Source organism: Pradoshia sp. D12 (assembly GCF_008935075.1).
Lineage (GTDB): Bacteria > Bacillota > Bacilli > Bacillales > Pradoshiaceae > Pradoshia.
Genome location: NZ_CP044545.1, coordinates 761422 through 782488, shown reverse-complemented (window position 1 = coordinate 782488; position 21067 = coordinate 761422). Strand labels below are relative to the sequence as shown.

At 35.6% G+C, this 21067-nt stretch carries 22 protein-coding genes; 4 read left to right on the top strand and 18 right to left on the bottom strand.

What is annotated here, in order from left to right; all coding sequences use genetic code 11:
* Window positions 1-129 precede the first annotated feature (129 nt).
* From F7984_RS03830 to F7984_RS03800, 7 genes are all read right to left on the bottom strand, one after another.
* The gene (locus F7984_RS03830; RefSeq protein ID WP_066102047.1) at window positions 130-342 is read right to left on the bottom strand and encodes a DUF3006 domain-containing protein; all 213 of its coding nucleotides are present in this window, start codon (window positions 340-342) and stop codon (window positions 130-132) included.
* Between the two features lie 296 nt (window positions 343-638).
* Window positions 639-1340, bottom strand: coding sequence for a TVP38/TMEM64 family protein (locus F7984_RS03825; protein WP_139891522.1), 702 nt, complete (start codon window positions 1338-1340; stop codon window positions 639-641).
* A gap of 191 nt (window positions 1341-1531) precedes the next feature.
* The gene (locus F7984_RS03820; protein ID WP_140461119.1) at window positions 1532-2347 is read right to left on the bottom strand and encodes a GNAT family N-acetyltransferase; all 816 of its coding nucleotides are present in this window, start codon (window positions 2345-2347) and stop codon (window positions 1532-1534) included.
* A gap of 77 nt (window positions 2348-2424) precedes the next feature.
* Complete coding sequence (locus F7984_RS03815; protein ID WP_140461652.1) at window positions 2425-3285, bottom strand: DUF421 domain-containing protein; 861 nt, start codon at window positions 3283-3285, stop codon at window positions 2425-2427.
* Window positions 3286-3317: 32 nt separating this feature from the next.
* Window positions 3318-3503, bottom strand: coding sequence for a DUF1657 domain-containing protein (locus F7984_RS03810; RefSeq protein WP_225983653.1), 186 nt, complete (start codon window positions 3501-3503; stop codon window positions 3318-3320).
* A 324-nt stretch (window positions 3504-3827) separates the two neighbouring features.
* Window positions 3828-4526 (bottom strand): Crp/Fnr family transcriptional regulator, encoded by a 699-nt coding sequence (locus tag F7984_RS03805; protein ID WP_066102056.1) that lies wholly within the window; start codon window positions 4524-4526, stop codon window positions 3828-3830.
* A 178-nt stretch (window positions 4527-4704) separates the two neighbouring features.
* Window positions 4705-5580 (bottom strand): HAD family hydrolase, encoded by an 876-nt coding sequence (locus F7984_RS03800; RefSeq protein WP_225983707.1) that lies wholly within the window; start codon window positions 5578-5580, stop codon window positions 4705-4707.
* 170 nt (window positions 5581-5750) lie between these two features.
* On the opposite strand from F7984_RS03800, the gene F7984_RS03795 reads away from it, so the two are divergent.
* The 3 genes from F7984_RS03795 to F7984_RS03785 all read left to right on the top strand — a co-directional run bounded on the left by F7984_RS03795 (window position 5751) and on the right by F7984_RS03785 (window position 7697).
* Window positions 5751-6935 carry a NupC/NupG family nucleoside CNT transporter gene (locus tag F7984_RS03795; protein ID WP_066102060.1) on the top strand — a complete coding sequence of 395 codons (1185 nt, stop codon included), beginning with the start codon at window positions 5751-5753 and terminating at the stop codon, window positions 6933-6935.
* Window positions 6936-7117: 182 nt separating this feature from the next.
* Window positions 7118-7246 (top strand): YpzI family protein, encoded by a 129-nt coding sequence (locus tag F7984_RS03790; protein WP_066102064.1) that lies wholly within the window; start codon window positions 7118-7120, stop codon window positions 7244-7246.
* A 40-nt stretch (window positions 7247-7286) separates the two neighbouring features.
* Window positions 7287-7697 (top strand): putative ABC transporter permease, encoded by a 411-nt coding sequence (locus F7984_RS03785; RefSeq protein WP_066102067.1) that lies wholly within the window; start codon window positions 7287-7289, stop codon window positions 7695-7697.
* 34 nt (window positions 7698-7731) lie between these two features.
* On the opposite strand, the gene F7984_RS03780 is transcribed toward F7984_RS03785, so the two are convergent.
* Window positions 7732-8949, bottom strand: a complete 1218-nt coding sequence (locus F7984_RS03780) for a BRCT domain-containing protein (RefSeq protein WP_139891525.1) — start codon at window positions 8947-8949, stop codon at window positions 7732-7734.
* Window positions 8950-9232: 283 nt separating this feature from the next.
* Between F7984_RS03780 and F7984_RS03775 the strand changes: the two genes are divergently transcribed.
* Entirely contained in the window at window positions 9233-10171 is a 939-nt protein-coding gene (locus tag F7984_RS03775; protein WP_139891526.1) for an alpha/beta hydrolase, read from the top strand.
* A 49-nt stretch (window positions 10172-10220) separates the two neighbouring features.
* Here F7984_RS03775 and F7984_RS03770 read toward each other — a convergent pair whose 3' ends face one another.
* From F7984_RS03770 to F7984_RS03720, 10 genes are all read right to left on the bottom strand, one after another.
* The gene (locus F7984_RS03770; protein WP_066102076.1) at window positions 10221-10832 is read right to left on the bottom strand and encodes a DedA family protein; all 612 of its coding nucleotides are present in this window, start codon (window positions 10830-10832) and stop codon (window positions 10221-10223) included.
* A 1009-nt stretch (window positions 10833-11841) separates the two neighbouring features.
* Entirely contained in the window at window positions 11842-12330 is a 489-nt protein-coding gene (locus tag F7984_RS03765) for a GNAT family N-acetyltransferase (protein ID WP_140461118.1), read from the bottom strand.
* 344 nt (window positions 12331-12674) lie between these two features.
* Window positions 12675-13856 (bottom strand): MFS transporter, encoded by a 1182-nt coding sequence (locus F7984_RS03760; RefSeq protein ID WP_139891528.1) that lies wholly within the window; start codon window positions 13854-13856, stop codon window positions 12675-12677.
* 73 nt (window positions 13857-13929) lie between these two features.
* The gene (locus tag F7984_RS03755; protein WP_066102093.1) at window positions 13930-14769 is read right to left on the bottom strand and encodes a MerR family transcriptional regulator; all 840 of its coding nucleotides are present in this window, start codon (window positions 14767-14769) and stop codon (window positions 13930-13932) included.
* Window positions 14770-14892: 123 nt separating this feature from the next.
* A complete protein-coding gene (locus F7984_RS03750; RefSeq protein WP_140461117.1) occupies window positions 14893-15366 on the bottom strand; it encodes a methylated-DNA--[protein]-cysteine S-methyltransferase in 474 nt (157 codons plus the stop codon).
* 39 nt (window positions 15367-15405) lie between these two features.
* The gene (locus F7984_RS03745; protein ID WP_066102099.1) at window positions 15406-15849 is read right to left on the bottom strand and encodes a GNAT family N-acetyltransferase; all 444 of its coding nucleotides are present in this window, start codon (window positions 15847-15849) and stop codon (window positions 15406-15408) included.
* Window positions 15815-16399, bottom strand: coding sequence for an HAD-IIIA family hydrolase (locus F7984_RS03740; RefSeq protein WP_066102425.1), 585 nt, complete (start codon window positions 16397-16399; stop codon window positions 15815-15817). Before F7984_RS03740 ends, F7984_RS03745 begins: the two co-directional genes overlap by 35 nt.
* 103 nt (window positions 16400-16502) lie before the next feature.
* A complete protein-coding gene (locus tag F7984_RS03735) occupies window positions 16503-18629 on the bottom strand; it encodes a heavy metal translocating P-type ATPase (RefSeq protein ID WP_140461116.1) in 2127 nt (708 codons plus the stop codon).
* A 1-nt stretch (window position 18630) separates the two neighbouring features.
* Window positions 18631-18990 (bottom strand): ArsR/SmtB family transcription factor, encoded by a 360-nt coding sequence (locus tag F7984_RS03730; protein WP_066102105.1) that lies wholly within the window; start codon window positions 18988-18990, stop codon window positions 18631-18633.
* 643 nt (window positions 18991-19633) lie between these two features.
* The gene (locus F7984_RS03720; RefSeq protein WP_140461115.1) at window positions 19634-20533 is read right to left on the bottom strand and encodes an EamA family transporter; all 900 of its coding nucleotides are present in this window, start codon (window positions 20531-20533) and stop codon (window positions 19634-19636) included.
* Window positions 20534-21067: the final 534 nt, after the last annotated feature.

Here is a 21067-nt window from a genome sequence, read left to right as displayed (position 1 = left end):
TTCCTCATCTGTTTTATATTGAGTTTAGGGAATCCTCTTTAGCAGAGTAAATATGTAGTTGTACACGAAAATAAAGCTCAAAGCAAAATGCTTTGAGCTTTTTTCGGCGTAAGATAGTGAAATAGGTATTTATTCAAATAAGTCTTCCAAAAGATCTTGTACACGTTTTTTCCTTCTTTCAGTCTGCGTTAAATCAAGCTTATAGTTACCATCCTTTTCAATAAGGATATCTCCTTCCCTTACATCAACAGGCAATTTGCTCAACTCAACATCCACCATACTTTTATCAGTTTTCTCACAGACTGCCAAATTACCTTCTATTCGATTAACAATTAATATCATCGTTTGTTCCTCCTTATTGCTTTGTAAAAGATATTTGCATGTTATATGTCCTCATTTGTCTTTAAAAAAGGACTCTCTCTTTTCCCTCGGCGAGTAGTAATTGGCTGGATTTGTTGCGACTTTTCCGTATCCACCCAAATATCCCCTCAATTGGTTCAACGAAAAATAGACAATATCAGTTAGAGCCATTGCATAAAACAATTAATTATGATTAAATAACAAATCCTTTTACACTAATAATGATTAACGAAAAAAAGGTAATAAGAAAGAGGGATAGTATATCATCTTCCCTCTTTTTAACATTTATTACGCATTAATTTAGTATAATCATTTTTCCTTTTATTTCTTATCTTGGAGAACAAGTAGGATGCAGACATGAGTAAAATGATTATTGCCACTATCACGTATTCATTGATTCCACTAGAATATAAACCTGCTGGAATAAGGGCCAAGATAAAAAAATAAATAAAGTTTCCAACGGCCGTACCTAATATAAACTTTTGCAATGTAATTGAACTTAATCCTGCAATTATATTAATGATGCTGGTTGGTATAAAAGGAGTAACTCTAGCAACCAATATATAAGAAACACCTTTATCTTCAATTTTTTGTAATTGTTCAGGAGAAATTTTCGACGAAAAACGATCAGTGAATAGATACCTAATGAAGATAAAAATGATCATTGCCGCCAGAACACTTGTAAGCCAGCTCCAAATAAAGCCTTTAAAAAATCCAAATACAGTAATGTTGATAGTAATCACGAGAATCAGGGGAATAATTGTAAATGAGTTCTGGATAATCATGATAAACAGCATGAAAACGTAGACATATAGAATGGAGTCCAATACAGCTGTTTTTATATATTCGTAATTACCATTTATAATGGCCTTATAAAGGGTACTTTCCTGTATTTGAACAAAAAAGAAAATAGCAAATAGGAGTAAAAGAGTAATAAAGATTTTTCTGCCATTTAAATGATTATAAATGTTTTTCTTCATCTCTCACCATCTTCTCTTTTGCCTTTTTCTTTCCAGTTTGCACTGGAAAGACAGCATATTACCCTATACCCTAAAATTTAAACTTATAGACTATTTATTCATACATTCAATCCATATTCTTCAAAAAATATTATAATAACATTTCCCGGGTAATAAAAAAAGAAGGCTCAAATTTGTGCCTCCAATATAGCTTATGATTGATGAGTCCATACTGACTTTGTATAGGCTATTTTCAACCCTGCTCTTCCCATATTATTTTGACTGATACCGCCGAAGCTCGCCTGACCAACTATTACCTTACAATTATTTCGTTTTGCCTCTATAATCCGTCGTTGTATTAAAGCTCCCTGAACTCCTTTATTTCTATACTGCGGTATAGTTCCTGCTGCAGCTAAGTATGCCCCCCTCTCTCCCATAAATAGTACACCTATGCCCGCAGGTTTATCTTTATAATTAGCTAAATAAAATTTCCATCCAGGCATACCATACAGTATTTCATTATTGCGGGCGATATTTTCTTTTAAAAATAACGGCATATCGAAAGCGTCTATATACAGCTCTGCAAATAAATCAAATTCGTTTGATTTAAACTCGCGTATTGAAACTGATGAATTTTCATCTCCATCTATTAATAACTTTTGTGGATCAGCATACAGATTGGTTAAAAAATCGGTGTGTAAATAGCCAAGGTTTGCAAGGGCCGAATAAAGAATGGATGTTGCATGTGCAGGGGTAATTTCAAATCTCGCTTGAACCCCTTTATCGTTGTATAATTGGATCAATTCATTCAATAAAGGAATATCTTTATCCATTATTCCTTTTATTTTGTTAAATGCTGGACCTGGGATATTTTGAGCCACAAAAGCTATCGCATTACCGAACTTCCGTATTTCTATACCCATAGGATTATCCGGAATTTTTTCTATTCTTGATAATCTCGAATAGAATGCGTCAGTTTCAACTTCTTCAATCCACTTTGCTAATTCGTTAGTTACTACTTGCATCATTACCCTCCCCCTTCACATTTATTGTAAAATATATCAAAAATAAAACAAGGGACTTCCGTTTTGGATGTCCCTTGTCCTTAATGCTTTAATATATAGGCGACCTTTTTAACTGCTTTCTGCATTTTTTTTCTATTTTTTAGATACATCTGTTTTGCTTCATTGTCATCTGATGATAGTGCTAATAATTCTAAATCTGCCTGGCATTTTTTCATCGTGGCATATAATAGGGGTCTTTCCTGAGGAGATGGAACACGAATCTTATCGTCGAACAAATCGACTGTTAGTTCACCATATGTATTTACTTGTCCGATGAATACATTATCCAATGTCACATTCATTTTAGCTAATTCATTGTTCAGCCATGACTGATTTTTGCCAATCCGTATAAGTGGTTCAGATAAGATTACTCCATCCATTATAACCGTTTGTGGCTCTCTTTCTTTTGGAACCTTCATATTCAAGTCTTTTGCTGTTAATGGTCTATTTTCTTTTTTCAATAGGACATTCAATACTCCGTTTGCCTCTAATACAGCATAATCTACTTCTGAAATATCAAAAACACCATTCTTACGACACATCTCTAGTAATTCATCAGTAGTAACTTTCTCTTTCTTTAAATTACCTTCCAAAACCTTACCATCCTGCATTAAAACAGTACCATTGCCATCAACAAAGTCACGCAACTTCTTGCTTTTTAGAGTGATCCGGCCTGATACATAAGGAACAGCTGCTGTTGCAACAATCGCAATGATTCCCAGATGGATTTTTTGATCCAGGCCTGTCACAACTTCAGCTCCAATATTTCCTATTGTTATTCCTGTGACATATTCAAACATGGATAACTGGGCTATTTGCTTTTTCCCGAGTATTTTGGTGATGAAGAATAAAATTAGTAAAAAAAGAACGGATCTTACTATGACATCTAACCATTCTGGCATTTCCAATACACATCCTCCGAATGATAAAGAGTTTAGCTTGTTAATATTTCGACTCTTTTTTTAATATCTGTAACAATCTCTCCAACAAGCAACATTGCCTGATGCAAATCCGCAGCAGTCTCTTTTTGTTCTGTATTTAACGCTAAAATTGATAGACTAGCTTCAATTCCTTCAAGATTTGCCAGGCATATCCTTACTGTTGCTTTAACAGTCATCATTCCTACCTCCACTACATAAGGTAATTACCCATTTTATTTTAGTATGTGCTCTAATATTTCTTCTATACTGTCCTTGATGCAGAAGGGCCGGCTTTATTAGCCGTTCGAATATATGAGTATTCATTTGTGGCCTATTAAATCTTCCTCTTCCATTAAATCGGTTAGTATTACGGCGTTTTTTGCTATTGCTTCCTGGAAAAATGTTCGGTATTATACACACGATCTTTACTTAACGCTAAAGCTTCAAGGTTTCCCTGTTTATGTTTATGTATGCTTTTCAAAAATAAAAAAGAGTATATTTCATTTGAATATACTCTTCACTTATTATTCATAAATATTATTTTTTGCTATTTCCTTTAGCCTATTGAGATCCTTAACAAATAATTTACCATTCGATCTACTGATTATATCCTCATTGCAAAGGGTTTTTATTATACGGTTTAAATGTCGGTAGCTTGTTCCAACCATATCCGCAATATCCTTTAAACTTGAACCTACAGCTTCTTCATGATAAACCGGACGCTCACCATCTGTAGTTGTTGATAATAAAAAACTAGCTAATCTCACTTCAACAGGATATAAAAGATTTAATGTTGCTGCATCAGTTTTAGCACGAAATCTACGTGTAACCACGTCTAGTAAAAATGACAGAAACCTTGCGTCATTACCTACAGTATGTCTAATGGTATGAAACGGTATTTTTAACACCAGACAATCAGTACTAGCTTCAATCGTATGAAGTACAAGCGTACCTTGTATATATTCAATATCGCCAATAATTCCTAATGATTTTTGGAACCGCAATATTAAGCGTTTATCATCAGGGGTTATGGTATATATTTTAACTTTTCCTTCAACGAGAAAATACATATCATTGATTTCATCGCCTTTAGAACAAATCAACTGTCCTTTTTTTATTTGCACAACATCAATATCATTTAAATCAATGCCAGAAAAAATCTCGCACATATCATATTTTTTTAGATACTTTAAAATGAACTTCTCTCTTTCAGCTTTTTGCATCAGATGTTTCACCTTCAATTATTTAACCTTCGTTTGTCAGTAATCTTCCCTATTCCATCACGAATTACGAGTAGAAGTATAGCTTTTATATTTGAGATGGTAAATATATAATCATTTCCAACCAAAATAAGAGTGACCTTTTCTACCAAAGTCACTCTACTTTAAATCTATCAAATTATTATGCAATCAGTATATGTTCTTTAATCGTTTCGATCACGCCTGACTGATTATTTGTTTTTGTTTCAAATCTGGCTATGTCCTTTATTTGATCATGGGCATTTCCCATCGCAAAGCTATAATAAGCACTTTGCATCATTTCAAGGTCATTTAAATAATCACCGAATACCATTGTTTCATTATGGTGTATATTTAAAAGCTCTTGTACTCGCTTTATGGCGATGCCTTTATTGGCACCCGCATTCATAATATCCATCCAAAAATAGCCACCGATCGTCACTTGATAATCCTTTTTAAATGAAGTAAAGAAGGTTGCACTGTTTTGCTCAGCCCCCTTGAAATCAAGAAGGCTTACCTTTAAAATCTCATCTTCTACAAGCATTAAATCTTCAACCAAATCACATCGGGCATAATATTTATTTACTTCTGCAAGTGCCTCTGGTTCCGACCTTTCAATATAGGCTGCTTTTTTCCCACAAAGGACGATATGTACTCCCTCAATGGTTCTTGCTATTTTTATAAATTTTCTTGCCTCTTCAAGGTTTAGTGTATGAGAATATAACTCTTCCCCTTTATATACAACATATGTTCCATTCTCAGCAATAAATAGCATTTGTTCTTTTATATCATGAAATCTCTCTACAAGATTATAATATTGACGCCCACTGGCTGCTCCAAAAATAATCCCTTTCTTTTTTAATTTATAAAAAACTTCATAAAAATCCTCAGGGAATTGGTTATGATCATCTAAAAATGTGCCGTCCATATCTGTTGCTATTAATTTAATCATGTAATGCCCTCTCTCCTCGATGCTATTTATAAATTTATTATAAATGACTTCTACCTCTTTTACATGATTCAAAGCATTTTCCATCATCGGTCTCACTTTTTAGAAAATTTTTATATTTATTTTAAAGTCATTATTGGGACATATGTCCTTGTAAGTCAGTTTGTTATATAAGTATAATTCTTCAAGGCTGATGGTTATTTTTATTGCCATTGAGCAAAATGATTGTAAATAAATAAAAAGATTGAGAGGTTTTTTTAATGAGCATTATTCTCGGTATTCTCGGAATCGCATTGCTAATAGGAATTTCCTATTTATTTTCCAATGATAAAAAGAATATCAATTTTAAAGCTGTTGCCATCATGATTGGCTTCCAGTTAGTTCTAACTTTCTTATTACTAGGTACAACTGTCGGTTTAAAGGTAGTTGATGCAGTGGCTGGAGCGTTCAATAAATTATTAAGTTACTCCCAGGAAGGTATCGAATTCGTAATTGGTGGATGGATTCCTGAAGGAGGTTCTCCATTCTTTGTAAATGTCTTAATGCCTGTTATTTTTACATCTGCATTATTATCTGTACTTACACATTACAAAATTCTTCCTTATATTATCAAATATATTGGCGGACTTATTTCAAAAATCACTGGTTTACCTCAAGTAGAAAGCTTCAATGCTGTTAACTCTATATTTTTCGGTCAATCAGAAGCAATTCTTGCAATTAAAAGTCAAATTGGTAAGCTAAATTCAAACAGACTATTTATTGTTTCAACATCAGCAATGGCAAGCGTATCTGCAGCGTTGATTGCATCCTATATGACAATGCTGCCTGCGAAATTTGTATTAATCGCTATTTTCCTTAATATGTTCAGTGCATTAATCATTACTTCCATCATGACACCAGTTAAAGCAACGAAGGAAGATACTGAAATCGATATTAACGATATGGTTCAAACAAAAAATGTATTTGAAGCCATTGGTGCCGGAGCATTAGACGGTGGAAAAGTAGTCGTAATTGTTGCTGTAATGCTAGTTGCATATTTAGCAATCCTAGGACTTTTAAATGGTATTGTTGGCGGAATTGTTGGAGTTGATTTAACTACAATTGTAGGATATCTCTTATCTCCAATCGCTTTCATTATGGGTATTCCAGCAAGCGAAATGATCACAGCTGGATCTGTAATGGGTACAAAATTGTTAGCAAACGAATTTGCTGCGATTTTACAATTCCAACCTTTAATGGCTGACATGTCTGAGAAAGCAGTTGCTGTTATTTCCACATTCTTAATTTCATTTGCTAACTTCTCTTCTATTGGTATCATTAGCGGATCTATCCAAGCGATCAATGGTGCAAAAGCAAAAGAAGTAAGCGCATTTGGTTTCAAACTATTCATCGTAGCTACAATGGCATCTATCTTGTCTGCTACAATTGTAGGATTATTTATTTAATAATTACCTCGGATAGGATTCTTGGAGATAACCCAAGAATCCTATCTTTTTTTATAAAAATTAGCGATCCCTATTCCTACGATTTCTCCTAACTTGTACTTGTATATTTTCCCTTTAAAAATAGTAATGAAAAATCAAAGAAAGGTTACCCTAAGCTTAATCCACGAAAAGGAGTGAGTAATATGGGTAAAGACCGACAAGAAAAGAAGCTGAGAAACAGCAAGCGCGTTGAATCTGATCGTGATCAAGCACTACATAATAATGGTTCTACGCGTTTGGACACAGCTGATGAAGCACGAAAAGACCAATAATCTTGTAGCTTATATAAACTTCTTCACAGGAGGCGTCCAAATGTTTTTTACTCTCATGAAAACCTTACACCTTGGGATTATTGGCGGCGCTCTTTATTTGTTAGTAGAGCTAATATGGAGGGGACATACTCATTGGACAATGGGGGTGCTTGGTGGTATTTGCTTCACTCTGTTTGGGTTCCTGACTCTAATTAAGATCCCGCTGTATCTGAAAGCTTTGGCAGGTACTCTTTTAGTGACCTTCCTAGAGCTATGCGCCGGTCTTATTTTAAATATATGGCTAAAGCTATCTATATGGGATTATAGTGCCCTTCCTTTTAATCTTTATGGACAAATTTGTGTACCCTATGCTCTATTATGGTTGCCTTTATCAATAGCTGGAATTATCCTATATCCGCGTTTACACTCTTGGTTATTCCAGAAAAATCACTCAAACCTTCGCATAAATTAATAAAGGAGACCAATGAGCTTCATTGGTCCCTCACCTATTCAATCATCAATCTAAATTGTTCTTCCGTTATGATAGGCACTTTAAGAGATTTTGCCTTTCTATATTTGACTGTCCCTACCCCTTTTGACCCCATTAATAAGTAATCTGTTTGGTTCGTAACCGCTCCCGCCAGTACTCCACCAGCTTGTTCAATTAATTTCCTGAAATCATATCTTCTTATTGAAAGTGTACCAGTTATAACCACAGTCTTACCTTTTATTCCATGCTGCTCTCGATTGAATACCGGTTTATTCCTGCAATCGCTATTTGTACAATATAGTTGCTCACCATCATTCTTTACTTTATCCCCACAATTAGGGCAAAATTCAGGTAGGACAAAGCAAGTTTCTGTACCTGTCCGTTTTTCTATTTCCACCCCTATAATAGTTTGTACATCCGACATCAAAACCTGGTCGCCAATTCGAATATCCATTAACTTGATTAAAGAGAATCCATGCATCCGAAGGGAATAATAACGTTCTCCTGCTAGATCAATCGCTTTTATTCTGACAATAGGCTCAATCCTTCCAGATGGAATTACCTCAGGACAAATATCATCAACTGTTAAAATTGCTTCATCAGATGAAAAAGGTAATATGAACCCTTCGTTGCAGTCATGTGAATCAGCAGAAAGTATTTGCAGACCTGATACGGAATAGCCTATCTCTTGACGGTGATACTCCATAAAAGTCTCGTAAAATAAATGAATTCCTTCAATACTATTTTCAATTTGCTCATAATAGACCACGTGAAATCCTTGATTCTTTAGAAACTCTACCTGTTCAATCTCATTATAACCACTGTCATTATCCAAGCCGAATATATCAACAATATTTGAAACAATGACCCTTAGCTTTCTTTGCTCATAATCCATCTGCTGCTGGAGTATTTTTTTCGTTAAATCTTTATGATGTAAATACAGGCCATTTCGATTCAACTTTTCAAAATCCGAGAAGGTGTGAATGACATGTGCCCTCACCTTTAATAATCCCTTAAACAAAATCTTGTCAGGGACATCTACACTGATTCGAACCACTTGAGTTACATCCACTTCAAAATGGTTTTGATCAACCATGATTACCTTATTAAGAAGTCCATTTTGATATGTCATTTCTACTGTTAAACCATTGATGAGTAATTTGATAAGCAAAGGATTGCCAGCTTGCTTTAAGTATTCTTTAAGTCGTAGTTGGTATTTATCTGTATGAGTCATTGTCAGTTCCTTTATAAAATCCTATTTGACTTGTAAATTGTATATCTATATTTTAACAGGTTGTTTGAACATTTTATTTATGGAAAATTTAACATCTACTATCTGTGATAACGTTCAATTTTTTCCTTCAAACAGGTCTTCCACTTATTCAGTCGCGCACTGGTACATAATCCTTACTGCATTATAGATAATTGAGGTAATTATAGATAAAGAAACCTTATACCAAAAAGTCATCTTTCGATGTATGATAGTTGTTATGACAACTTAGAAGAAGGTGTGGACTATGAAAAAGTGGATTGCGATTATCACCATACTCATACTAGCCATTCTGACTGCAGCCAGCTTCTACTTTTATAAAGTAGCCGTTTATCGTTCTGATAAGGATTTTCTAGATGATAATCCAGATTTAGATGTCTCAACCGACAACTCTCTACTGGAACAGGCACTTTCATGGATGAGCAAATCAAACTTTGAGACTGTATCAATCACTTCTATGGATGGTCTGAAATTAAAAGGCTATTATTTGGAAGCTAATGAACCAACCAATCAAACCGTTATTATTGCGCATGGATACGCAGGCAAGGCTAAGAATATGGCTGCATACGCAAAATATTATCATGAAACTTTAAATTATAATGTGCTTATGCCGGATGCGCGTGGACATGGTGCTAGCGAAGGGGATTATATTGGTTTTGGTTGGCCAGAGCGCAAGGATTATCTTCAATGGATTGATTATATAATCGATCGTAAAGGAGAAGATTCAAACATCGCCCTGCATGGTGTTTCGATGGGGGCATCTACTGTCTTAATGACAAGCGGCGAAGAGCTGACAAATCAAGTAAAAGCAATTATTGCCGATTGCGGATATACGTCTGCCAAAGATGTTCTATCCTATCAATTGAAAAGAATGTATCATCTTCCAAGCTTCCCAATTATCCAAACTACTAGTTTGTTAACAAAAATCCGGGCAGGGTACTCTTTTGGAGAAGCTTCAGCTATCGAGCAGGTCAAGAAGACAAATTTACCCATCCTCTATATCCATGGTGAAGCTGATACCTTTGTTCCAGTTGAAATGGTACATGAGCTTTATGAGGCTACTCCATCAGAAAAAGACCTCTATTCAGTACCGAAAGCAGAGCATGGCAATGCCTATGATATAAATCCAGCATTGTATGAAGAAAAAGTTAGTTCATTTTTAACAAACTATATGCCAAACAAATAATAAAAGCCCTTGTCCTCCATTTCATCTGGAGAATATGGGCTTTTCAAGTTTACTTCCGTTCTTTTCTTTTTCGAATATACCAAACAATACACAGGATAAATAGCACAATGAGTATGACATAGATTACATTTGAGAAAGTGTCCATATAGTTTACAATCTCATGCCAATTTTCTCCCACACTTGCTCCCAGGTTGACCAGGATGGTATTCCAGACAACTGTCCCTATTGTTGTAAACAAAATGAATAATGGAAAATTCATATTGGACATCCCTGCAGGAATAGAAATTAGGCTCCGAATTAAGGGAATTAGACGGCAGAATAAGACTGTCCAAATACCATACTTATCAAACCAGGCATCAGCCTTATAAATGTCTTCTTTTGTAAGACGAAGGATCTTCCCATACCGATCAATTATTTTTTCCAAACGACTGACATCAAGCAATCGGCCAATGAAATATAAAATGATTGCACCGGAAACCGAACCTATTGTAGATACCAATATGACACCAACTACCGTTAACTGAGTTTCATGTGTCATATATCCTCCAAACGTTAAAATCACTTCAGACGGAATAGGAGGAAATACATTTTCTAAAGCAATTAGGAGAAACACTCCCCAATAACCAAATTGATTCATCAAGTCCATTATCCAAGACTCCAATTGGACCATCCTTTCTATGTATCAGTTATGTGTTATGACCAATCAGAAATACCTTTAAAGCACTATCATAATATTCCTTCTTTGGACAATCATAGTAATCTTCATTATACAATATCAACATAAAGCTAGGAGAAAGTAAAATAAATGCCCTTAGCCTCTCCTATAATATAGGCTAGGAAGAAAAACATATAGATGTATATTTCCAAATTACTGCTGGTGTCTATCATTATTATCATTATAGGATGTCAACTCAGCAGATATAAATCCAAGGAAATTTATGCAACCTATGAGTAAATCACGATACGTATTTGACTCCCTTTCTTTCCTGACTTGTCGGTATCATCTATGGAATATCGAAGAGAAGTGATTCTGCTGTTAAGGGGGCATAATAATTATGTTTTCAATCCTATTATTTATTGGTGCCCTTCTTTTTCTATATCTGTTTATGTATAGATTATTGTATGTAGTATATAACGAAATAGCTTTAAATTGGTTTCAAAAATCTATTGAAGTAATGTTTTCGATATTATATTATATTGAAATAATAATTACCAAGTTATACGAGGAGGATTAAATTATGCTTAAAAATCCAATCCTATGGACAAGCATCACTGCCATACTTACTGTTCTAGTTTATATCGATACTTTTTTTCTTGGCGTATTTTTATTCACTATTCCTATGGCAGTGGTAGTTGCTATTATTTCAACAATTATATCTGTACTACAAAAAAAATATAAATACATATTCTATAACTTAGTTTTAGCTATAATTGCATGTTTGTGTTATCTCATATTTCCGTGGTAGTAATAACTTTTCAAAGGATGCCTATTTGGGTGTCCTTTTTTAGTTGGCTAGTTTCCAGAAAAATGTCTTATTAATACGTTCACTCATTACTTAACATTTCTATATTCCGTAACCATTTCTTCAAACATTTGATACTTAAACTTTTTTAAATCTAAATATCTTTTATTATCAATCCTTTTTACTGCTTCCTCTTGATTTACCTTTTTAAATACATTTTTCATATTTATTAAATTCTTCGGTGGATCCAGCCAATTTGAATCTACAATCCTGATAAAACTGGTTAAGTCTGGGGTTATTGGACACACAATCTAGTCTTAAATACATATATCGACCGGAAAATATCTCTTCAATCCACCGAATTATTTCACACCCCAGTCCCTGCCCTCTATATTCATTATTTACAGCAAGGCGATGTAAATATATGGAACTATCCTCTTGATTCCCCCATAAATCGAGATTCCATTCACTTTGAACAGATGATAAAGTAAAGGTCCCTATCAGATTATTTTCATACTTTGCTACATAGGTCTCATTGTTGAGAATAGCACGCTCTATATCGAGATCCTCTCCTCCGGACAATAAATAAGACCATTGATCAATTTCCTCAGATTTGAGCCATGACGCAGCCCCTTTTAATAGTTCGATAATCTCCATGGTTTCTGAATCCTTGGCTAATCGAATTTTTAGTTTCATCTATCGCTTACTCCTTTGCGAATTTAATAAATCTGGTTACAGGTTAATAGACAGGGTATAGCTTTTATTCAGGGACAAACTCTCTGTGAATCACGTTTGAAAAAGTTTATATCTTAATCTTACGATTGAACTGAAACGTCGATTACTATCTATGTCTCTTTATAATACCTCAAAAATGCTTGTCCGATTATTGGACGGACCTCCTTCACTACACGATTATATGCTGAAGGAGATAGAAAAATGAGTTTTAAGAAAATCAATACAGTGATATTGCCAATAAGTACTTTAAAAATAAAACCAGCCGCGCAAAAAAACACAGCTGGTTTGCCTCTAATACAATCAATCTATGACTGGACTTCCGTTGTCCTTTCACGCCATACAAAGGAAATCAGCAAGCTAATTCCCAATAATATAGCCGCAAAAATATATGGGTAGATCAGATCAATAACAAATAAAATCCCGCCAATTGCCGGTCCGATAATATTCCCAACACTCGTGAATGCTGAGTTCATACCACTGACAAATCCCTGATCTTTTCCGGCTATACGAGATAGATAAGTCGTTATTGCCGGTCTGATTAAGTCAAAAGCAAGGAATACCAAAAACGTTACCGCCAACACGCTCCAATAAGCGGATGCTCTTGTTAAAAGGAACGCAAAAACAGCTCCTACCAGTAAACATAGCTTAACCAGCCATATTTCCCCGATTACTCTTGTAATTCTCTCGAATAAAAATACTTGTGCGATGACTCCTAATATGGCACTAACCGTAATGAGCATCGCTATATCTTTAGCAGTGAAGCCATATTTTTGATCAACGAATAAGCTATACATAGATTCAAAGGTAGATAGACCAAGTGAAGATGATAAGATAATTAGGAACGGAATAAGGTAAATAATCGTAAATAGCTTATGATATCCTTTCTTGCCAGGTACTTCTTTTGAAGAATTCGTTTCTACTGTGCGCTCAGGTTCCTTCAACATTAAAATGGAGAAGATTCCCGCGAAAATCCCTAGTCCAGCGGCGAAATAAAAAGGCACTCGCGTACCTATATCCGCTAAGAAACCACCAATTCCCGGTCCAATGATAAAGCCTGTATTAATTGCTGCTGATAAATACCCCAATGCTCTTGGACGTTCCTTCATTGTGGTAATATCTGCGATAAATGCTGTTACTGCAGGCATAATAAATGCCGCACTAACTCCACCTAAAATTCTGGACAGGAACAGTACCCATACCTGTTCTCCCAAACCGAATATCAACTCTGATATGCCAAATAAAAACATACCGATTATAATCATACGCTTACGTCCGTATAAATCCACCCATTTCCCTGCAAATGGTGAGAAAATGAGCTGTGCGACCGCAAACGCTGAAACGAGGTAGCCCATAATCGTGCCATCGAGGTTAAGTTCTCGCATAAGTGTAGGCATAACTGGTATTACAAGGCCAATCCCTAAAAATGCAATAAACATATTACTTAATAAAAGGATAAGTACTTTATTCTGATTCTTGCTGCCTGACATCGTTTTACTCCTTTTCTTGTATACTAGTTTATAATTCCTACTAATAAAAATAAACCCTATAGTTACTATAGGGTCAAGTAGATTTTATTCGTACTTTCAATTCAACGATAAAATCATCTTCATTGACTGCCGTATCGGTAAAAGGCATATACAACTCATAGACGATTTTTTCAGTTGGTATTTTTCTGTTTATAATATAAGAATAAAGCGTCTCATAAGAGGATTCATATACTCCTTCTGCTGAATGGAAGGCAATACATACGTATTCACCGGCAGGTAATTCACCAATCTCCATATATTTATTTGAGACCGTGATTTCCTCGTCCGTGAGAACTGGTGTAAAGATAGATGTATATTGCCAATCTAGCATAGAATCATATTTTTTTAATGGATACGTCGCACAATAGACACTATCAAATACCGTCCCATGGTCTTCTAATACTTTCATTAAATGGCCGTATTCTTTTACTGGAATAATAGTGGCAGATGAAGGTGCCTGATTATAAGTAAGAATACGCTGTTTATCATATTTTTTTATATACACTTTTTCTAATTGTTCAGGAGAGGGTTGATTTAGTATTTGCTTCTTCTTATAACGCAGAATGGCCTTAACATCCTCCAGCCGACGCAGCTGCTGCTCAATTTTACTTTCCTGCGCATCTAAAAATTCAGCCATCTCCCCCGCTGATAACTGTAATACAGATTTTATCTCACTCAACGGGACTCCGACATGCTTCAGTGATTTAATGATATCCAAATAAAACAGCTGCGTATTGCTATAATATCGGTATTGGTTATCAGGATCGGTATAGGAAGGTTTAAATAAGCCAATCTTATCGTAAAACCGTAGTGTTTGAACGGATGTATTTGTAAGCTTTGACACTTCACCAATCAAAAAATATTGTTTCTCCATTTCTGACTCCTTATTGTCTCTTTCATGCAATTAGATATACTTCATTATAGACTATCAAAGACCGTTTATAAGCCAAAATAAAACTGATTCTAAACGAATCAATGCGATCTGCTCGAATCACCTTTAATTTGTAATCCGTTCAAACTCCAGTCCCAAAAGCTTCTCTTTTATATCAAGTCCACCCCCATAACCGACCAATTTTCCAGTAGCACCGATGACACGGTGGCATGGAACGATAATGAAAATCGGATTCTTATTATTTGCCATCCCTACTGCTCGAGAAGCACTAGGATTCCCTATCCTCTCTGCCACCTGTTTATAGCTTCTCGTCTCTCCATAAGGAATCTGCACCAATTCCTTCCAAACACTCTGTTGAAATGGAGTACCACGAGGGTTCAGTTTTAGAGTAAATTGCTCCCGCTCCCCTTTAAAATATTCCTCTAGTTGCTTGGCGGTTTCTTTGATTAACTGAGTTTCCTTCTCCTCAGCTTCTATTGGCTTTTCACCTAAAAACACATCTGTAATCCCGATCCCATCTTCTGCGATTCCTACTTTACCTATTAGCGTCGTATAATAATAGGCATATTTATTCCCCACCTAAAATATCCTCCTTTACATTAATCATTCTGTTCATTATTATCTAAAATACCTAATAAATGAGTCATACTCATTATCTAAAGTAAAACCATTATTTTTATACAGTCTTCGCGCTTGTTCATTGTCAGGTGCTGTTTGAAGGGATAATGATTTTGCCCCCGTTTCCGTGCATAAGTTAATAGCTGCATCCATTAACAGCTGTCCAATTCCCTCTCGTCTTGCTTCTTGTATAACATACAAATCATTAAGTATCCAAGTTCGTTTCATGGCAATAGAGGAGAACGACGGGTAAAGCTGTATAAATCCCACATACCTTTTATGATTCACAGCCACAAAAATAATTGAATCCCTCTTTTCTAAGCGCTCACTAATAAAAGTCATTGCACCATCAAAATCACTTGGTTGATGATAAAATTCTCGATACGAATTAAATAATTGGCTAACCCCTTCACGATTCTTTAGAGTGGCCTGATAAATTTCCAACTATTTTATCCTCCTCTTGATTAATTAGTGATTGGAAAATCCATTGCACAGCATCCTTTAAATCTTCAGCAATATACTCTATTGTCATTCTCTTAATTTTTTTCTGATGTTTCAATAATGTTGCATGTCCTGATCCCGTTTTTACAAGTATTTTTAAACAATTTGCCTGTTTAGCTGCTGCCATATCACTCCATCTATCCCCAATCACAATGCAATTTTCTAAGTTTAATAGATGTTTAGAAGCAGCCTTCAATAACATTCCTATCCCTGGCTTTCTGCACTTACATCCATCTTCCGGAGAATGAGGACATATTAAAACATTATCGAAACCAAAGCCTTTTAACTCATCGATAAAATCTTGCTCGGTTGCCATTCCTCTAGAAATCCCTGGCTGATTTGTAAATGCGAAAATTTTTATATTATTTTCTTTAATCTGCTCGATACAAGAATGCGTAAAGGGAAAACACTCAAATTTACCCGGATAATGAATCGTATCATCTCCACCTATTGTTCCGTCTCGATCAATAAAAACTGCTTCAATTTTATTTATCTTATTCATAATATATAATCCCCTTCTTCTTACAATTTCTATATATCAATTACAAAATCCTTTTATATAAAAAACAGGAAGCAAATTGCTTCCTGTATCGTCTCTATTCTTTCACTCTCAACAATCTTAAACTATTTAATGTCACGATTAACGTCGCACCCATATCAGCAAAGATAGCAATCCATAATGTTAACCAGCCTGGAATGACTAATAATAGGGCAATCGCTTTAATTGCCAATGAGAAGGTGATGTTTTGTTTGATGATGGTCAGCGCCTTACGACTTAACTTAATTGTATATGGCAATTTACTTAAATCATCAGACATTAAAGCTATATCAGCTGTTTCCAAGGCTGTGTCTGTTCCAGCACCGCCCATGGCAACACCAAGATTAGCTGCAGCCAGCGCAGGAGCATCATTAATTCCATCTCCAATCATAGCTACACGCAAATTACTTTTACGGAGATTTTTAATATAGTTTAATTTATCCTCTGGTAGTAAGTCAGCCTTTATATCTGAAACACCAACTTCATGACCAATTGCTGCTGCTGTTCCTTCATTATCTCCTGTGAGCATAATCGTTTTTTGTATTCCAATTTGATGAAGCTTCTTAATAACCTCTTTAGAGGATTCCCTCACTTCATCAGCCACTGCAATGATAGCTAATATTTCTTTTTCCGTACCAAGAATCATCATCGTTTTACCTTGGGTTTGAAGTGACTGAATCTGATTCCTTTGCTCTGTTTTAATCTGATCCATTAACAAATCTTCAAATAAGTGCAAGCTTCCTACATAATACGTTTCTTTATTAACGCTAGCCTTTATTCCCTTACCTGTAATGGATTGAAATTCATCCAGGATTATATCTTTATAACTCAGACCCATTTCTTCAGCTTTTTTTGTTACCGCTGAGGCCAATGGATGCTGTGAACCATTTTCTATTGCAGCAGCAATCATGAATAACTCATTTTTATTTTCAGCAAAGGCGATATAATCTGTTACAGTAGGGATACCTTTTGTAAGGGTACCTGTTTTATCGAAGGCTATTGCATTTAAATGTCCAGCTTCTTCAAGATGAATACCACCTTTAATCAAAACACCATTTTTAGCAGCATTCCCTATGGCTGTTACAATAGCAACCGGTGTAGATACAACCAAAGCACATGGACAGCCTACCACTAAAGCAGCCAACCCTTGATAAATCCAAGCACTCCACTCCGCACCGAAAAATAATGGAGGTACAATGGCAATTAAGAACGCAATCACGATGATTGCAGGGGTGTAATACTTAGCAAATTTATCTACAAAAGCTTGTGAAGGAGCTTTTTCCGCTTGAGCCTCTTCTACTAAATGAATGATTTTAGATAATGTTGTATCTTCTACTCGTTTTGTAACCTCTACTTCGAGCAATCCCTCTTCATTTAATGTACCCGCATACACATCATCATCGATGGCTTTAAAAACCGGAACACTTTCACCCGTAATGGCTGCCTGATTTAAAGTTGACGTTCCTTTTATCACTTTACCGTCCATTGCTATTTTTTGTCCCGGCTTTACAATCATGACGTCACCGATCACAATATTTTCGACATCCACCATAATTTCATGATGCCCACGCCTAATCAAGGCTTCTTTCGGAGCAATATCCATTAAAGATTCAATCGATTGTCGCGCTTTATCCATTGAATAACGCTCCAATGCTTCACTAATGGCAAAAAGGACAACTACAGTAGCTCCTTCACTCCACTCCCCAATCAACGCTGCACCAATAATGGCAATGGTCATCAAGGTATTCATGTCAAAGGTTAATTTCCCTAAATTTTTCAGGCCGTTTATAAAAAGGGTATAACCACCTATTAAAATCGCTGCTCCATATCCAATTGTAGGAATTATCTGATCTTCACCATATATCTGGCCTAAAAACCAGCTAATCACTATTAATATAGCTGAGATATAAACTTTGTAGGTTTCTTTCTGTTTCCAAAACGGAGTCTTTTCGATTTTTTTCTCTTTTTCATCTCGTATTTTTAAATGCTCAAAAGCACCCGCTTTTTCTATATCTTCAATTGTAGCTGAGCCTTGCACATAAATCTTGGATGCTCCGAAATTCACCTTAGCTTCTTTGACTCCATCTAGATTTTTTACATTGTTCTCAAATATATTGGCACAATTAGCACAACTCAACCCTTCAATACGGTATGTTTTTTGATCTGTTTTTACATGTTCATTCATTTCATTTCACCTCTTTCTTGTGCGTTAAGGCAATCATGATGATTTGTTTAATATGTTCATCATCCAATGAATATAGAGCTAATTTGCCCTCTTTTCGATATTTAACAATGTCTTGTTTATAAAGAGTCCTTAGATGGTGAGAAGCAGTCGCAACTGATGAACCAATAATATTCGCTATATCACAAACACATAGCTCTTCATCCTGGCATAAAGCATACGTTATTTTCGCTCTATTCTCATCAGCTAGCGCTTTGAATAATTGAGCAACGCTGGACAAATTTTCTCTTTGTATATCTGTCCTTATGCGATCAACCTTAGTTTGATCAAACCCGTATACATCACATGTATCCTTTTTACTCATTATTTCACCCTCTTCATTCAAACCTTCGTTTGATTATATTATATATCCCTTCTACTTATCATTCAAATATATGTTTGAATATTGAAAAAGGTTTGGGTTATTTTATTATTTGAGCAAAAGTCTATTTCCTTTACTTTCTCGCAGGTATAATCTTATACGGTTATTTTCTAACCTTCCTACTTTCCCAATAATTTTGATTTGATGGTAAAATGAAATACAGAAATCCCCTGTAATCCAACAAAGAATAGAGATGGGGTTGATGGATTGTTGGCAAGGTGTACACACTGTAATTTCAAGTGGAAAGTTAAAGACATTTGGTCACTCGGCTTTACTAAGGAAGGAAAGGATTGTCCAAGCTGCAAAAACAAGCAATATGTATCTTTTAAAGATAGAGGTTTTATATTGGGGTTGGGTTATTTAAGCGGAACAATTGCTATACTAATTATTATTTTTTTCCCTTTTTTTATTAAATTAAGCAATCAGGATGAAACCATATTTTAATTGACGACACCGAGGAAGTTCTCCTGCTTTAAAGTCCCGGAAGTTTTCGTGCTAAGCGATATCTACAAAAAAAAAGACTGTCGACATTGTCGGCAGCCTCTAAATTGAACTAAGTAAATCTTTATTGTACAAAAAATTAATATTACAATTCAATCGGTTCATTTTGAACTTCACGGTTCCACCGCATCCTCATATTCGGATAAGCAATTCCGCATAAAATAATAATTACGCCTATCCATTGTGCTCCAGTTACTACTTCATTAAGCACAAGAGCAGACATTAATACAGCCATAGGCAATTCTGAAGCACTTAAGATAGTCCCGAGCCCACTTCCTATCTTAGGCATACCTATATTAAAGAATATAGGAGGAATTAAGGAAGCACATAAACCTGCAACTATACTATATATAAATAAGCCATCCATCAATGTACCATTTAGAAGGAATACTGGCGGGAATACGATTAAAATGAGTAACGCTGCCCCCGTTGTCATAAATGCACTCTTATAAATAGGATGAATTTCGATATTGCTGCGTCCACTTACTACAATGAAAGAGGCAAATGATGTCGCAGATAGGAGTCCCCAAACTATACCCACTAATGAAACTTCGCCATTACTTGCCAAGATACCTGATGCAAGAATGGATCCTAATAAAATGATCACAGTGGCAATAATATTTTTCTTACCAGGAGCCTTTTTATCGAAAATATATTGTAATACAAAACTAATCCATGTAAATTGCAAAAGCAAAATGATGGCAAACGATGCATCTACATAGGTCAGCGATTTATTATAAAAAATTCCCGTCAGTCCCATTGGGAAACCACTTATTAATAAAATTATTATTTGCTTACCTGACAACTTAACCTTAGGTACAAATAATGCTACAATCCACAGCATAACAGCACCCAACAAATACTGACTACCTGTAATTTCACCCTGAGTGAACCCTTCCCCATAGGCAAGTTTCACAAAAGTAGAAACCACCCCATACGAACAACCGCCTAAAAAAACAAGTAAAGCATATCTCCAAATCCCCATAAAAACCTCCTAAAATAAAAAGCTGAAACGGCTCGCTCAGAAACGAGGAGCATAAGACAGAGACTCGAAGGGGAGGTTCATCCCCCGTAGAGGCTATGCTTATGTCCTGAGTTTCTAGCCGTTGAAGCTAGATTGCATATAAAGCTAAAACTCAAGGAACGAAGACTAAGAACGCCACGTCCTGTGGCAACGTCTTCATGACCTACATCCTGTAGGCCCGCGAGGAGTATAAGACAAAGGCACAGAGGGAGTTTCATCCCCGTAGTGGCTTTGCTTATGTCCCGAGCTCCTAGGCCCTGAAGCTGGATTAAATATAAAGCTGAAGCGACTGCCCAGGTCCGACAAGCATAAGAGGAGGTGCGTAAGGAGAGCGTTTTTTTCTCTCCTGCAGCAGCTACACTTATGTCTCGAGGACCTAGGAGCTGAAGCTGGCCAAAATAAAAAACACCCACCCCTTATAAAGGGATGGGTGGCGAAAACAAAACATTCAAAAATCCACCTGCCACACACTTGCTCTGCAGCTTTTAAAAAATT